Genomic DNA, 15,164 nt, shown 5'->3' on the forward strand with positions numbered 1-15,164 from the left:
TGCGATTGAGAACGTCGCAGACCAGACACGCGTGTTGGTCATGGGCCCCTTCTGAAAGAGGTTCCCCACTCCAACGGCCCCAACCCCAAATGCGCCGCCAGCGTCTGGCCAATATCGGCAAAGCTGTCACGCTCGCCCAACCAGCCTGCCGCCACACCCGCACCATAAGCCAATACTGGCACATGCTCGCGGGTGTGATCGCTGCCCGGACGAGAAGGATCACAACCGTGGTCGGCGCTGATGACCAGTAACGTTTGCGGGTCCATCAACGCCAATAACTCCGGCAACCTGCGGTCGAACGCTTCCAGCGCGGCCGCATACCCGGCCAGGTCCCGGCGGTGCCCGTAGAGCATGTCGAAGTCGACGAAATTGGCAAACACCAGGCTGTTGTCTGGCGCTTCCGTGTAAGCCTTGAGCGTGGCATCGAACAGCGCGTCGTTGCCGTCGGCCTTGTACAACCGACTGATGCCGCGGTGCGCGAAAATATCGCCGATCTTGCCCACCGCATGCACGGTGCCGCCAGCGTCGCAGAGATGATCAAGCAATGTCGCCGAGGGCGGCGGCACGGTGTAGTCGCGGCGATTGCCGGTGCGGCGAAACTCACCCGTGTGTTCTCCGGTGAACGGTCGGGCAATGACCCTGCCAACGGTGTATTCATCGCACAAGGTGCGCGCGATTTCACACACCCGGTACAACTCCTCGAGCCCGAAATGGCTTTCATGGGCCGCGATCTGCATCACGCTGTCGGCCGAGGTGTAGCAAATCGGCTGCTTGCTGCGGATGTGTGCCTCACCCAACTCGTCCAGCACCGTGGTACCCGAGGCATGGCAGTTGCCCAGAATGCCCGGCAAGCTTGCCCGTTCAATCAGGTCGGCCAGCAACTGTGGCGGAAAGGAGTTGACCGGCTTTTCGAAATAACCCCAGTCGAACAACACCGGCACGCCCATCATTTCCCAGTGCCCGGACGGTGTGTCTTTGCCAGACGATTGCTCCCGTGCGTGGCCGAAGGCACCGCTCGGTGCGGCGTCGCCCCAGTCGCCCGGCAACGGTCCGTCGCCACTGGCCGCCGCTGCAGCGCCCAATCCCAAGCGTCCCAGATTCGGCAGGGACAACGGCCCCCGGCGCAACGGCCCATCGGCTTCGCCACGGGCGCACGCCTCGGCGATATGGCGCAAGGTGTCAGCGCCCGAGTCGCCAAAAAGGGCGGCGTCGGCACTGGCACCGATGCCCAACGAATCCAGCACCAAAACGATGGCCTTGCTCATAGTATTTCCTGGATCAAGTTACGTTCGGCCAGACGTTCACCGCCTAACCGATAGGCTGCGCGCAAGGCGGATGCGCCCTGCCCGGCCTGCTCTGTATTGCGCGCGTGTACCCAGCCCAAGGGCCTTTGCGCGTTCACCTGTTCACCGACAAAGGCCAACTCGCTGAAGCCGACCGACAGGTCCAGCACATCGTCTGGATGGCTGCGCCCGCCGCCCAATGCCACCACCGCCAAGCCCACCGCCCGGGTGTCGATCTCGCTGACGCAGCCCTCCTCCTCGGCCCACACCGGTACCGACACGGCGGCCTTGGGTAAATGCGCATCGGGGTTGTGAGCAAAGCCCTGCGGGCCACCCAGGGCGCTGACCATTTGTTCGAAGCGCTGCAAGGCTGCCCCGCTCTGCCAGGCCTGAAGCAATTGATCACGGGCCTGAGCCTCATCCCTCGCCAGGCCGGCCATCGTCAGTACCTCGGTAGCCAGGGCCAAGGTCACCGCCCACAGGCGTTCACTGCGCACCTCGCCCTTGAGCAGTGCTACGGCTTCGGCAACCTCCAGGGCATTGCCGGCACTGCGGGCCAGGGGCTGGTTCATGTCGGTGATCAGGGCGCGGGTGTTGACGCCGGCACCGTTGGCCACGGCGACGATGCTGGCGGCCAGTTCGCGCGCCTGTTCGGGCTCGGCCATAAATGCACCGTTGCCGGTTTTTACATCCATGATCAATACGTCGAGGCCGGCGGCGAGTTTCTTGCCGAGGATCGATGCGGTGATCAGATCAATCGACTCGACCGACCCGGTCACATCGCGGATCACATATAAACGTTTGTCCGCGGGTGCAAGGTTGGCGGTCTGGCCGATGATGGCGCAACCGACTTCGGCCACCACCGTGCGCAAACGTTCAGGGCTGGGTTGGCAGTCGTAACCGGGGATGCTCTCGAGCTTGTCCAGGGTGCCGCCGGTGTGCCCCAGGCCACGCCCGGAAATCATCGGCACGTAACAGCCGCAGGCCGCCAGCAGAGGTGCCAGCAGCAAGCTGATCATGTCGCCGACGCCGCCGGTGGAATGCTTGTCCACGATCGGCCCCGGCAGATCCCAACTCAATACTTGGCCGGAGTCGCGCATCGCTTCGGTCAAGGCGATGCGCTCGGTCACATCCATACCCTTGATAAAAACCGCCATAGCGAACGCCGCGACCTGCCCATCGCTGAGGCTGCCGTCGGCAATGCCGGCGACAAACCGTTGAATGTCCATTGCGGCCAGGGCGTGCCCGTCGCGTTTACGGCGAATCACTTCTTGTGGCAACCACATACTGTGCTCCTTACAGCGAGATGAAAAAGCCGACAATCGCCGCACTCATCAGATTGGAAAGCGTGCCGCCGATCATGGCCCGCAGGCCCAGCCGCGCCAGTTCTTGGCGGCGTTGCGGGGCGATACCCGTCAGGCCGCCCAGCTGAATGGCAATCGAGGACAGATTGGCAAAGCCGCACAGGGCGAAGGTGACGATCACTTGGGTGTGGACCGACAACAGCGGCACACCGGCCTCGGCGGCTTTGGCCGGGGTCAGGTAGTTGGCCAGGTCGGCATAGGCGACGAACTCGTTGAGGACCAGCTTTTCACCGATAAAACCGCCGGCCATGACCGCCTCGTGCCACGGCACCCCCAGCAGAAAAGCGATGGGCGCCAGCACGTGCCCGAGCACCAGTTGCAGGGTCAACTGCGGGTAGCCAAACCAGTTGCCGGCCCAGCCCAGTAGCCCGTTGAACAGGGCGATCAGCGCGATAAACGCCAGCAGCATGGCACCGACGGACAGTGCCAGGCGCAAGCCAACCTGGGCTCCTTCGGCGGCGGCATCGATGATATTGGTGGGGCGATTCTCTGCCTGCCCCAGTTCCTCGATCACCTGTTCGGTGCGGGCTGATTCGGTTTCCGGCTCCATCAGCTTCGCCATCAACAGCGCACCGGGCGCCGACATGAAACACGCCGCGATCAGGTACTTGAGCTCCACCCCCAGCCCGGCGTAACCCAACAGCACCGAGCCGGCCACCGCCGCGAACCCGCCGACCATCACCGCGAATAACTCCGAGCGAGTCAGCTTGGCAATGAACGGCCGTACCACCAGCGGTACTTCCGACTGACCAATGAAAATCGCCGACGTCACCACCATCGACTCGATGCGGCTGGTGCCCAGCAACAGGCGCAGCGCACCGCCCACCAACCGGATGATCCAGCCCATCACGCCGATGTAATACAGCACCGAGATAAAGCTGCCGAAGAACACGATCATCGGCAATACCCGGATCGCGAATACAAACCCACCGCTGCCGAACACTTCAAACATGTGCGGCGAACTCAGGCCGCCAAACAGAAACTCGATGCCTTTGTTCGCGTAGAGCTGCAGCGAGGCCACCGCCCCCGATAGCGAGGCCAGCACCGTCTGGCCCCAAGGCACGTACAGCGCAAAAGCACCGATCAACACCTGGATCAGAAACGCTACCGAGACGGTGCGCCAGTTGATCGAGCGTCGTTGATGAGATAAAGCAATGGCAATGAGAATAAGGGTCGCTATTCCGACAAGACTGATCATGCAGGCGTCTCAACAATGGACCAAGCGGACGCAGGCCCGAAGGCCTGCCCAGGATTAGAAAGCGTCGAAGGCGCCCGGCAGCAATTGCGCCAGGGTCCAGGTACGCGTGGCGGCAGGGTCACTGCCCTGGCAAATCACCACCGCATCCTTGGCCATCAACTCCAGCATCACCTGGCGGCAGGCACCGCAAGGGCTTATCAGTGAAACGTTGGGTGCATAAACAGCCATCGCCTTGAAACTGCCCGGCGCATGGCCCTGGCTGATGGCGCTGAACAACGCGCTACGCTCGGCACAATTGGTCAGCCCGTAAGAGATGTTCTCCACGTTGCAACCCTGTACCACCTCACCGTCGGCAGTCAGCAATGCTGCGCCGACCGGGAAATGGGAGTAAGGCGAGTACGTGCTCTCGGCGGCACGCTTTGCCTGTTCCATCAAATGTTCTTCACTTGTCATGCACAGGGTCATCCCATCTTGTTGCGAGCACGGCCAGGGAGGTCGTGACGCTATTGTGGTGTTATTTAAATAACAATAGATGTGAATATTCAATCTTTTTCTGCGCGTATGCACAAAGGTCCCACCGTTAACGGCTTGAACACGCCAGCGCACACGGGCTGTGTACTTTCACAAGTAATTTCCCCAACCCCTAGGTATGCTCCGCGTTTATTGCCTATCACTGATACCGGGATGCCAGCCCAGGCGCAGCTTATGGAGCCGTATCCTCAAGGACGTTTGAACGATGAGTACCCCCGCGCTGGACATCAGCAGCCTGACGCCACTGCCTTACCACCAACAGGTGGTTGAGTACCTGAAAACCAGTGAACCTGCCGTGTGGAGCTGGGCCTCGTCCCTGGGTGTTCAGCAGGAACATGCCCAGGACGTCCGTGCGCAATTGCTGCGAGACACCTATCGCCTGAGCCCCGAGACTCACCCGCAGGCCTATCAGGCTTGCGAGACGGCGTTGCAGTGCTTGCAGATCCAGGCACCCGCCACGCTCTACCAGGCCGGCGACGGCGTGATGAATGCGAGCCTGTATTACCTGGCCGGTGAGGTGCATGTGGTGTTCTACGGGCCGATTCTTGAACGGCTCGACGCCCAGGAGTTGCTGGCGTTGCTGGGGCATGAGCTGGCCCATTACCGTTTGTGGTCGGAGCACGATGGGGACTATCTCACCGCCGACCGCATTCTGAATCACGCGATGGCTGACGTGTATACGCCAGCCAGTCTGGAACAGACCGCACGTTTATATAGCCTGCACACCGAAATCTACGCCGACCGCGGTGCGGCCCTGGTGGCGAGTGGGCCGGAAGCGTCCATCACCTCGCTGGTGAAGATTCACACCGGGATTGTCAGCGTCGATGCGGCCAGCTATCTGCAGCAGGCCCGTGAACTGGATGGCAAGGATGCACAGCTGTCTCAGGGCGTATCGCATCCGGAGGCGTTTCTGCGTTCCCAGGCGGTAGACAGTTGGTGGCGGCAGCTCCCGGAGACGGACGCCTGGATGCACCGCCGATTGCGCGGGCCGTTGTCGCTCAGTCGCCTGGATGTGACCGACCAGGTGGAGCTGACCGCCCTCACCCGCGGCTTTATCGCCAGCTTTATCGGCGCCTCGGTGTTGCAGTCGGACGTTGTGCTCAATCAGGTGCGTGGCTTCTTTCCTGACTGGAAAGACAATGAAACGCCCCTGGACCTTGCCACGCTGAATGCCGAACGTATCGACGCGAGCATCCACGAATACCTGCACTTCATCATGCTCGACTTGAGCCTGGTGGACCGTGACCTTCGCGACGAAGCATTGCTGCATGCCGCGCGCACCGCGAAGAAGCTCGGCAGCGCTGACGACTTTATCAACGTGCTCAAGCGCGATATCAAATTACCCAAACGTGAGCTCGACCCGATCGTTCGCGCGCTCAAAGCGGAGGTCGACACATGGACCCAATAACCCAACCCGTCACCTTCACTCAATTGCTGCAGAGCCACGATGGCGCTGCCGTGCCTATCGATGATGTGGTGTTCCTGGCGTTGCCGCTGCTGCGCCAGGTGGCGCAACTGCATGATCAGGGGCGTGTCGCCCAGCTCAGCTATCTCGACGTGCTGCAAGGGCCGGAGCGCACCCTGCAACTGCGTAACCCCGAAGGTGTGCCGCCGCGCCTGGCGCTGGAAGCGATCAAGCAAGTGCAGCCCAATCCGGAGTCGGCGCTGAATATCGTCGGCACGGTACGCCTGACCCGGGATTCGGAAAGTGGCGTGGCCATTACCGACCTGCACGTGCAGGAAGACCCGCACCAGGCCATCGACCACCCGGTGTTCCTCACGGACTTGCACAGCTGGGAGCATCGTCTCGGGCATCACGACGAAATCACCGATATTTTCCAGCTCGGGCAGTTGCTGGCGTGCCTGGCCTGCGGGTTGGACTTTGCCGATATCAACGACGTAAAGACCTTTGCCCGGCACCGGCGCAACCTGTTTCAGCTCAACAGCCGGCTCAACCCGGTGCTGGCCAACCTGATCGTCGAGATGACCGAACTCAACCGGCATGAGCGCGCCACCGATGTCAGTTCCCTGGCCCGGCGCCTGGAGTCCTGGCGCGAGCAGCCGGCCAGCCTGGATGTCGAGCGTGTGCTGGCCCAGGCCGAAGGCCCGGCGTCGCGGCGCACCGTGGTGCTGGAGCACCTGCGCAACCGGCTGTTCGACCTGTCGCGGCGCAATCGCCTGCTGCACTTCCGGCCGACCCAGGCCAACGTCAACCTGACCGTGGCCAGCGTGCCGCTGGTGATGCGGATCGAAAGCATCCGACCTGAATCGCTGTGCACCTGGCAGCCTACCTTCGGTGGTTTCTCCGAGCAGGTGTTGAGCGGCAAGCCGGTTGGCCTGCAGCAATGGCTGCGGTTTGAAGACCAGACCTGGCTGCAGGCGTCCCTGGAACGCATCATCCAGGAAACCCGCCGCGATCGTGCCGAGTTCGGCTTCAGCAACCTGCGCCTGGTGGTCGCGTTCATGCGCTGGCACAACCTCAAGGACACGCCGGAAGAACGCATCGTCACCCCGCTGCTGTGGCTGCCGGTGGAGCTGAGCCGCAAAAAAGGTGTGCGCGACCAGTTCATGTTGCAGTGCGATGAGACCGAGGCCGAATTCAACCCGGTACTGCGTCATCAGTTGCGCCAGCTCTACGATATCCAGTTGCCGGAAACCGTCGACCTGCAAAAAACCTCGCTTGAAGAAATCCACGCGGATATTGCGCGCCAGATCAAGCTGACCGAGCCCGGCGTGGAGTTGCGCCTGCAAAGCAAACCGCAAATCGAGCTGATCCACCAGAAGGCAGTGCAGCACCTGCAGCACTTCCAGCGGCGCCGCGCCCGTCAGCGCTCGGCTATGCCGTTGGTGAAGCCGGATTTCAGCTACGACCGCGAAGACTACCGCCCGTTGGGCCTGCAACTGTTCCAGCAAAAAGTCCTGCCCAGCGTGTTGCCGCTGCGCCTGGCGGTAGGTGGCAAACCTTCGCTGCGCGACCATCATCCACAAATGGTCGCCCGCAGCACTGAAAACAGCACCTACGCTTTGCCCGAGAATCAGGGGCATCGCTACGCCTGGGACATCGACCTGACCCAGGTCACCCTGGCCAACTTCAACTATCGCAAGATGTCGCTGGTGCGCGATTACGCGCAGTTGATCGACGAGCCTGCGCAGAACGAAGCGTTTGACCGGATGTTCTCCATTGAGCCGCGGGAGGTGGAAGTCCAGGCCCCGGACCCGATCCCGCTGCCGGAACAATGGAACGTGGTGGCCGGCGATGCGACGCAGAATGCCGCCGTTAGCCTGGCCCGCACCGGGCGCAATTTCATCATTCAGGGGCCGCCGGGTACCGGCAAGTCCCAGACCATCACCAACCTGATCGCCGACTACGCTGGCCGTGGCCTGCGGGTGCTGTTCGTGTGCGAAAAGCGCGCGGCACTGGATGTGGTGTTCCATCGCCTGCAACAGAGTGAACTGGGTGAGTTGTGCTGTCTGATTCACGACTCCCAGACCGACAAAAAGGCCTTCGTGGGCAACCTGCGCGAATGCTATGAGCGCTGGATTGCCGGCGATGCCCAGTCGTCGCAGTTGCAAGCCCGACGCAGCGCCACACTGGCCACGCTGGGCCAACAGTTGGGTCTGATCGAGCGCTTTGAACAGGCCATGACCGAGGTACCGGAAACCCTGGCCTGCTCGGTGCGCGAACTGGTGCGGCATCTGATCGACCTGCCGGCCGTCGCTGCCAAGCTGCCGCCCGAAGTCCTGGAACGCTTGCCCGAATGGCGTCACTGGCAGGCGCAAAGTGAACTGACTGGCCGCGTGTATCAGGCGATCAATGAGCGCTTCGGCCTCGACAGTTTTGCGCGTCACCCTTTCAGCCATCTGGCCTCAAGCCTCATTACCCACGAACATGCCTATGGCCAGCTCAAGGCGTTCCTGGAGGAAGCCGGTGGGTTGATGGACAGCGTCGAGCCGTTTCTGGAGTCATCCTCCAGCCTGCTCTCCAGTGATACCCGCCTGGCGGATGCGCGGGTGCTGACCCAGGCAGCCGAACAACTGACCGGCGCCAACCTGGCATCGCACCTCGACCTGCTGGAACCGGGCTCACCCGGTTCCCAGGCGTTGCAGGCCGAACAAGCCGCGCTGCAAACGCTGACCGTGCAACAACACAACGCCGCTGAAACCACCCGCCATTGGCGCGACAAACTCGCGCCCCAGGACACCCAGGCCGCACAGGATCTGGTGCAGCGCCTGGAGGGCTCGTTGCTGCGTTGGCTGCAACCGGCCTGGTGGCGGCTGCGCGGCGAGTTGCAACGGCGCTACGACTTCAGCCAGCACGCGGTGCGCCCCAGCTACCGCAGCGTGCTCGATAACCTGGCCGGCGAACACCGCGCCACCGCCGAGTTGCAGGCCGAGCAGCAGCGCCTGCAAAGCCGCTACTGCATCCAGGACATCGACCAGTTCGTGCAAAACCTGCAAGCCCTGCTCCAGCAACTGAGCACATCACCGTTATTGCGCCAGTGGGTCGAAGGCCTGCGCGGTAACCCGAACCCCCTGCCGGGTGTACGCCAGGAAGCCAGCCTGCGCCAGCCGGTTGCACGCCTGGCCGAGCTGGTTGCCCAGCACTGCATGTTTGAACCGGCACCGAGCCTGGGCGAGTTGGCCGAATACTTGCGCGACCTGCGTGAAGAACTCGAGGAACTGCCCGACACCCTGCCCCTGCTCAATGAGCTGCACCAGGCCGACCCCGTCTGCCTGTTGGCCGTGCAACAGCACGCCTTGGCGCAAAAGGCGCTGGATGGGTTGATTGCCCAGGAAAACCTGACCCGCCTGTATCGTGCCAACCCGCAACTGGCGCGCTTCGATGGCCCGGCCTTGAGCCTGGCCGCGCGGCAGGTCAGCCAGGCTGAAAGCAGCCTGCTCAAACACAACGCCCATGTGCTCAGCGCCACGCTGCACCAGCGTTTCCTGGAACACGTGAAGCAATCGGCGATGTCGGTGACTCAGCTGGACGCCCAGGCCCGTGAGTTCAAGAAAGCCTATGCCAAGGGCCGCCGTGAACTGGAGCACGAGCTGGGCAAGACCATGCGTTATCGCTCCATCCGTGAAATGGCGAGTGGTGACAGTGGCCGCGTGATCAACGACCTCAAGCCTATCTGGCTGATGAGCCCGCTGTCGGTGTCCGACACGCTGCCGCTGACCCCGGACCTGTTCGACGTGGTGATTTTCGACGAAGCCAGCCAGATCCCCAGCGAAGAAGCCGTGCCGGCCTTGAGTCGTGCGCAACAGGTGATCGTGGTGGGTGACGAGATGCAATTGCCACCCACCAACTTCTTCTCCAGCGCCGGCGAACAGGACGATAACGAACTGATTGCCATGGAGGACGGCGAGCAGATCGCAATCAACCTCGACGCCGACAGCCTGCTGAGCCAGGCCGCGCGTAATTTGCCGGCAACCCTGTTGGCCTGGCACTACCGCAGCCGCCATGAAGCGTTGATCAGCTTCTCCAACGCGGCGTTCTATGAAGGCCGGTTGATCACCATTCCCGACCGGCGTATCGAGCGCCCGGCCCCGGCCCAAGCGGCCCTGGACTCCATGGATGCCCAGGCGGTGATTCAGGGTGCCGATACGCTGCTCGACAGCCCGATCAGCTTTCTGAAGATGAGCGATGGCGTCTACCTGAGCCGCAGCAACCTGGCCGAAGCACGCTACATCGCCAACCTGGTGCGTGAACTGCTGCAGCGCGAGACCGGCCTGAGCCTGGGCATCGTGGCCTTCTCTGAAGCCCAGCAAGGGGCCATCGAGCAGGCCTTGGAGGACTTGGCCGCCAGTGACTCGGCCTTTGCCACGCGCCTTGAGCAAGAGTATGTGCGTGAAGACGCCGGGCAGTTCAACGGCCTGTTCGTCAAGAACCTGGAGAACGTCCAGGGGGATGAACGCGACGTGATCATCCTGAGCATCTGCTACGCGCCAGGACCGAACGGCAAGATGCTGATGAACTTCGGCCCCATCAACCAGCGCGGCGGGGAAAAACGCCTGAACGTGATCTTCAGCCGCGCGCGCAAGCGCATGGCGATCGTCTCCAGCATCGAAGCGGATGCCATCACCAACACCCACAATGACGGTGCCGCTGCACTGCGCGGGTTCCTGCAATTCGCCCAGGCCAGCGCCAACGGCGACGCGCCGCGCTCCCAGGGCATCCTCGCCAACCTCAACCCGGGCGCCAAGCAATCCTTTGCGGTCAGCCTGCCCAGGGACAGCCTGCGCAGCGCCCTCGCCGCCGCGTTGCGTAAACGCGGGCATACGGTGCAGGAATACGTCGGTCGTTCGCAGTTCCGCTGCGACCTGGCGATCAGTGACGCCAGCGGTGAACACTTCAGCCTCGGCGTGTTGCTGGACGGCGATACGGCGGCCGCGACTGACGTGCGTGAGCGTTATATCTTCCGCCCGACCGTGCTGCGCAGTTTCGGCTGGAAGATTATCGACGTGCTCAGCCATGACTGGCTGCGGGCCCCGGAAGAGGTGCTGAGTCAGATTGAAGCGCTGCTACGGGGTGAAGAGGCGCCTGCGCTGCCAGAACCTGAACAGGAAGTGGAACCCGAAACCGTCGAGGTCGAGGCGTCGCCAGCCCCTGAAGCACAGACCCCGATGCGTGAGTTCACCTTTGGCGAAGGCAACTCCAACAAGTTCTGGCGTATCGGCGTCACGGAGGCGGACGTGGTGGTGAACTTCGGTCGCATCGGCACCAAGGGCCAGACCTTGATCAAGTCCCTCGACAGCCCCGAACGCGCAGTGCGCGAAGCGGAAAAGCTGATCGCGGAGAAACTGCGCAAAGGCTATCAAGAGCAGGCGGGGTCAATCACACCGGGATGATTCAAGGACGTTGTAAATCTCGGAAATGACCTGCTGTGTCGCGCCGTCAATGGTTCCTTCATTACGGCACAACACCCAGCCGTGATCCGCAACCGCTCGCTCGAACGCCTGGGTACAGGCGATGTGTTCTTCCAGCCTGTGGATCACGGTGCTGCTCAGCCCGCGCCGGCGTGCAGCGGCCCTTGCCCATGAAATATCGGGGTCGGTGACCACCCCGACATGCAGGTCCGGCACTTGCACGTTTCGATCACTGTTCAACTGCAGGATATCTGTCAACGGGACTCCCCGGCGAAATGCGGCATCCGACGGGTACCAGCGGTCAATCAAGACAATGCTGTCTGTCGGCTGTTGAGTCAGCACGTGTCGGGAAATCCAGGCACGGCTGTTGGCGAAGCGCTTACACACCTCCCACTCCAACTCCCGGCTGGGCGTTCTGGCGAGTTGGTTAACGAGGACCATTGTTTCACTTCGGTAGGGATCGCTTTTTCTCTCGCACAGCCGGATCACCTTTTTGTTGTCAGCCCTCAGTGCTTTCGTAACGGCTTCCAGCAGTGTGGTCTTGCCGGTGCCCTTGGGCCCGTCCATGGAAACAAAGAGTGGGCGGTCAGTGCTCTCATTCAACACGGCTTTTCGATCCGGGTGCGCAGGGTTTCGGCGATCACTTTCGCCAATGCCGATTGATCAAATGGCTTGGGCAAGCGCGTCAGTGTGGTTTTGAGGTTCAGGGATATCTCTGCAAATCCAGACGAAAGAATGATGGGAATCTTGGGGTACAGCGCCTCGATGTTGCCGGCCAGCTCAATCCCCGTCATATCCGGCATTGCCATGTCCGTAATGACCAAGTCAAAGCGCGTGCCTTGCGCCAGGAACGCCAACGCAGCGTGCCCGTCTGCCGCCGCCACAACATGATGGCCCAGATCTTCAAGCATGGCTCCCGTGCTGATCAGCACCAGCGGGTCGTCGTCTACCAGCAGAATCTCGAGGCTTTGCTGATGGGAGGCAGCTGGCGTGTTTGCAGTGGATGCCACCGCCGCAGACTGCGTGGTATCCATCACCGCCACCGGTAACCAAAGTTCTGCGGTTGTGCCCTCTCCTTCCTTGCTCTTCAGCACAAAGTGGCCCTGTGACTGTGCTGCCAGGCCATGAACCATCGAAAGGCCGAGCCCCGTGCCTTTTCCCGCGCCCTTGGTGGTGAAGAACGGCTCCATGGCCCGCTGCAAGGTCGCGTCATTCATTCCGGGGCCGGTGTCGATGACAGCGATGCAAATCAGCCTTTCCGAGTCATCCGGCCTGCCGGGAAACGAATCCTCCCTCGCCGAAATCAGAATCCTGCCCCGGCCTTCCATGGCGTCCCGGGCGTTGATCACCAGGTTCATGACGGCCATTTCCAGTTGGCTCATGTCGACCAGCACAGGCCGCAGGACCAGTGGGAACTGTGTGTCGACGCTGATGCCTGCGCCTAACATGCGGGACAGCAGGTCTGACATGTTTCTGATCAGATCCCCCACATCCACTGGCTGCGGATCAAGCTCCTGGCGACGGGCAAAGGCCAGCATCCGCTGAGTCAGCGTCGCACCGCGCTGGGCGCCGGCGATGGCATTATTCAGTAATGAGTAGGTTCTGGAGTCCTGAGGGACACGCTTCTTGGCGAGTTCGAGGCTCCCCAGAATCACCATGAGGAGGTTGTTGAAGTCATGGGCGATACCGCCGGTGAGCTGCCCCAGAGACTCCATTTTCTGGGCCTGGAATAACGCCTCCCGGGTTTCCTTGATCTCCTGTTGAGCCTGAACGCTCTCGGTAACGTCCCGGGTGATTTTCGCGAAACCCACGAGCTCGCCCTGCTCATTCTTTATCGGATCGATAACGACATGGGCCAGGAATCCCGTGCCGTCTTTGCGCAGGCGCCAACCCTGCCCTTCATACCGGCCTTCCCGGATAACCGTTTCAAGGGCGCGCTGCGGGACCTTGTTGTCTGCATCCTCACGCTGGAAAAACAGCGAGTAGTGTTTGCCGATGACTTCTGCCGGTTCATATCCCTTGATGCGCTGGGCACCGGCGTTCCAGGTGGTGATCACGCCGTTGGGATCGAGCATATAGAGCGCGTAGTCGGTAACGCCTTGCACCAGCAGGCTGAATTGCTGCTCGCTCTGACGCAGGGCCTGCTCCGCAGCCTTGCGCTCGGTCAAGTCCCGTGTGACTTTGGCGAAGCCAATCAGCGTGCCATCGTCGGCGCGTATCGGGTCGATAATGACCAGCGCCCACAGACGCGTGCCATCTTTCCTGATACGCCAGCCTTCGCCCTCGAAGCGGCCTGACTGTTCGGCGCTTTTGAGCGCTCGGGCGGGCAAGTCCGAGGCCAGATCTTCCGGGGTGTAAAACAGCGAAAAATGCCTGCCCAGCACTTCACTCTGTTCGTACTGCTTGATCTTCTTCGCCCCCGAGTTCCAGCTACGAATCAACCCGTTCGTATCCAGCATGTAGATGGCGTAGTCGACTACTGCGTCGACGAGCAGTCGATACCGGTCGTCCTGATTGAACGACCCTTGTACGGGTTGGGATGGCATCAGGAAAGTCTCGGGACAAATGAGTGGCTTGAACCCTCAGTATGTCTAAAAAATTCCGCTGCCAACCAGTTTATTCATCTGAACGCCCTTTTTGAGTCAAACACCGCCGTTGCAAGCAAAGCGCGGAATCTGCAACCCCAGGCTTTCCCGCAGCGTCGTTCCTTCATACGCCGTGCGATACACGCCACGCGCCTGCAACAACGGGATGACCTCCTGGGTGAATCGGTTGAACTGCTCCGGATGGCCGATGTAGATGTTAAAACCATCCACCGCACGGGCTTCAAACCAGTCAGCCATTTTCCCCGCGACGGTCTCCGCCGACCCGACAAACGCCCCCGGGCGCAACTGCCGTCCAAACTCCACCGCCTGGCGCAACGTAAAGCCTTTGTCCCGGGCCTGGTCAGCAATCCGTTTGGCCGCCGTGAAAAAACTGCTGCGGGCAGCCTCCAGGCTTTCCTGCGGAAACGGAGCATCCAGGTCGTACTGGCTGAAATCATGCCAGCCAAAATTACGCCCAAACTCCTTCAGCGCCAGCTCAAAACTGTGATCGGCCTGATGGTAGTGCTGTTCGATTTCACGGGCATGCTCATCAGTGTCGCCCACGTAAATCTCGGCGCCGGGCATCACCAGCAATTGCTCCGGATCACGGCCATGTTGCACCGCCCTGCCCTTGATATCCCGGTAGAACGCCTGGCCCTGCTCGATGCTGGCCGCGTGGGTGAAGATCACATCGGCGGTGGCGGCGCCGAGGTCGCGGCCTTGTTCCGAATCGCCGGCCTGGAAGATCACCGGTTGGCCTTGGGATGAGCGCTGGATATTCAGCGGCCCGACCACCGAAAAGTGCTCGCCTTTGTGGTTCAGGCTATGGAGTTTGCTCGGGTCGAGAAATTGGCCGGTGGCGCGGTCACGCACGAAAGCCTCTTCCTCATAGGAGTTCCACAGCCCCTGCACCACCTGGACGTGTTCGGCTGCCCGGCCATAGCGGGTGTCGTAGTCATAATGTTCGTCGCGACTGTAGTTGCCGGCGGTACCGGCGTCGCCACTGGTGACCACATTCCAGCCAGCGCGGCCTTTGCTGATCAGGTCGAGTGAGGCCAGGCGCCGCGCAACGTTATAGGGCGAGTTGTAAGAGGTGGTCAGCGTGCCGACCAAGCCCAGATGCCGGGTGCTCACGGCCAGTGCCGACAACAATGTCAGCGGCTCCAGCCGATTCAGGTAGTGGGATGGCGAGCCCGGGGTGATGAACTGGCTGTCGACGATAAATATCAAGTCGAACAACGCTGCCTCGGCCTGGCGTGCGATGTCGATGTACCAGTCGACGTTGACGCTGGCATCGGCCGGCAGTTGAGGGTCGAGCCATAGATTGTGGCGG

General features: G+C 61.7%; 9 protein-coding genes. 2 read left to right on the forward strand and 7 right to left on the reverse strand.

What is annotated here, in order from left to right; all coding sequences use genetic code 11:
• Positions 1-38: 38 nt before the first annotated feature.
• Genes JFU58_RS21000 through JFU58_RS21015 form a run of 4 tightly spaced genes read right to left on the reverse strand, consistent with a single transcriptional unit; the run spans position 39 to position 4,310 of the window.
• The gene (locus JFU58_RS21000; RefSeq protein ID WP_201142085.1) at positions 39-1,265 is read right to left on the reverse strand and encodes a phosphopentomutase; all 1,227 of its coding nucleotides are present in this window, start codon (positions 1,263-1,265) and stop codon (positions 39-41) included.
• Positions 1,262-2,569 carry a thymidine phosphorylase gene (deoA, locus tag JFU58_RS21005; RefSeq protein WP_063030169.1) on the reverse strand — a complete coding sequence of 436 codons (1,308 nt, stop codon included), beginning with the start codon at positions 2,567-2,569 and terminating at the stop codon, positions 1,262-1,264. The genes JFU58_RS21000 and deoA overlap by 4 nt, the downstream gene beginning before the upstream one ends.
• A 10-nt stretch (positions 2,570-2,579) precedes the next feature.
• The gene (locus JFU58_RS21010; RefSeq protein ID WP_017480294.1) at positions 2,580-3,845 is read right to left on the reverse strand and encodes a NupC/NupG family nucleoside CNT transporter; all 1,266 of its coding nucleotides are present in this window, start codon (positions 3,843-3,845) and stop codon (positions 2,580-2,582) included.
• Between the two features lie 54 nt (positions 3,846-3,899).
• Positions 3,900-4,310, reverse strand: coding sequence for a cytidine deaminase (locus JFU58_RS21015; protein ID WP_063030171.1), 411 nt, complete (start codon positions 4,308-4,310; stop codon positions 3,900-3,902).
• 271 nt (positions 4,311-4,581) lie between these two features.
• On the opposite strand from JFU58_RS21015, the gene JFU58_RS21020 reads away from it, so the two are divergent.
• Together JFU58_RS21020 and JFU58_RS21025 are read left to right on the forward strand one after the other, a co-directional pair.
• The gene (locus tag JFU58_RS21020) at positions 4,582-5,784 is read left to right on the forward strand and encodes a M48 family metalloprotease (protein WP_201142087.1); all 1,203 of its coding nucleotides are present in this window, start codon (positions 4,582-4,584) and stop codon (positions 5,782-5,784) included.
• Positions 5,772-11,228, forward strand: a complete 5,457-nt coding sequence (locus JFU58_RS21025; protein ID WP_201142089.1) for a WGR domain-containing protein — start codon at positions 5,772-5,774, stop codon at positions 11,226-11,228. The genes JFU58_RS21020 and JFU58_RS21025 overlap by 13 nt, the downstream gene beginning before the upstream one ends.
• On the opposite strand, the gene JFU58_RS21030 is transcribed toward JFU58_RS21025, so the two are convergent.
• The 3 genes from JFU58_RS21030 to JFU58_RS21040 form a co-directional block, all read right to left on the reverse strand.
• Complete coding sequence (locus JFU58_RS21030; RefSeq protein ID WP_093209958.1) at positions 11,211-11,813, reverse strand: dTMP kinase; 603 nt, start codon at positions 11,811-11,813, stop codon at positions 11,211-11,213. The two genes, JFU58_RS21025 and JFU58_RS21030, sit on opposite strands and share 18 nt — an antisense overlap.
• Positions 11,814-11,845: 32 nt before the next feature.
• A complete protein-coding gene (locus tag JFU58_RS21035) occupies positions 11,846-13,792 on the reverse strand; it encodes a hybrid sensor histidine kinase/response regulator (protein WP_177069745.1) in 1,947 nt (648 codons plus the stop codon).
• A gap of 96 nt (positions 13,793-13,888) precedes the next feature.
• Positions 13,889-15,164 (reverse strand): LLM class flavin-dependent oxidoreductase (locus JFU58_RS21040; protein WP_201142091.1); only part of this gene is annotated, 1,276 nt, incomplete at its 5' end.

Origin of the sequence: Pseudomonas sp. TH34 (assembly GCF_016650865.1) — a bacterium.
GTDB classification, from domain to species: Bacteria; Pseudomonadota; Gammaproteobacteria; order Pseudomonadales; family Pseudomonadaceae; genus Aquipseudomonas; species Aquipseudomonas yamanorum.

Bases quoted from the DNA above. Each gene is read 5' to 3' on its own strand.
- JFU58_RS21000 (WP_201142085.1), bottom strand. From the start codon at position 1,265: ATGAGCAAGGCCATCGTTTTGGTGCTGGATTCGTTGGGCATCGGTGCC.
- deoA (WP_063030169.1), bottom strand. From the start codon at position 2,569: ATGTGGTTGCCACAAGAAGTGATTCGCCGTAAACGCGACGGGCACGCC.
- JFU58_RS21010 (WP_017480294.1), bottom strand. From the start codon at position 3,845: ATGATCAGTCTTGTCGGAATAGCGACCCTTATTCTCATTGCCATTGCT.
- JFU58_RS21015 (WP_063030171.1), bottom strand. From the start codon at position 4,310: ATGACCCTGTGCATGACAAGTGAAGAACATTTGATGGAACAGGCAAAG.
- JFU58_RS21020 (WP_201142087.1), top strand. From the start codon at position 4,582: ATGAGTACCCCCGCGCTGGACATCAGCAGCCTGACGCCACTGCCTTAC.
- JFU58_RS21025 (WP_201142089.1), top strand. From the start codon at position 5,772: ATGGACCCAATAACCCAACCCGTCACCTTCACTCAATTGCTGCAGAGC.
- JFU58_RS21030 (WP_093209958.1), bottom strand. From the start codon at position 11,813: ATGGACGGGCCCAAGGGCACCGGCAAGACCACACTGCTGGAAGCCGTT.
- JFU58_RS21035 (WP_177069745.1), bottom strand. From the start codon at position 13,792: ATGCCATCCCAACCCGTACAAGGGTCGTTCAATCAGGACGACCGGTAT.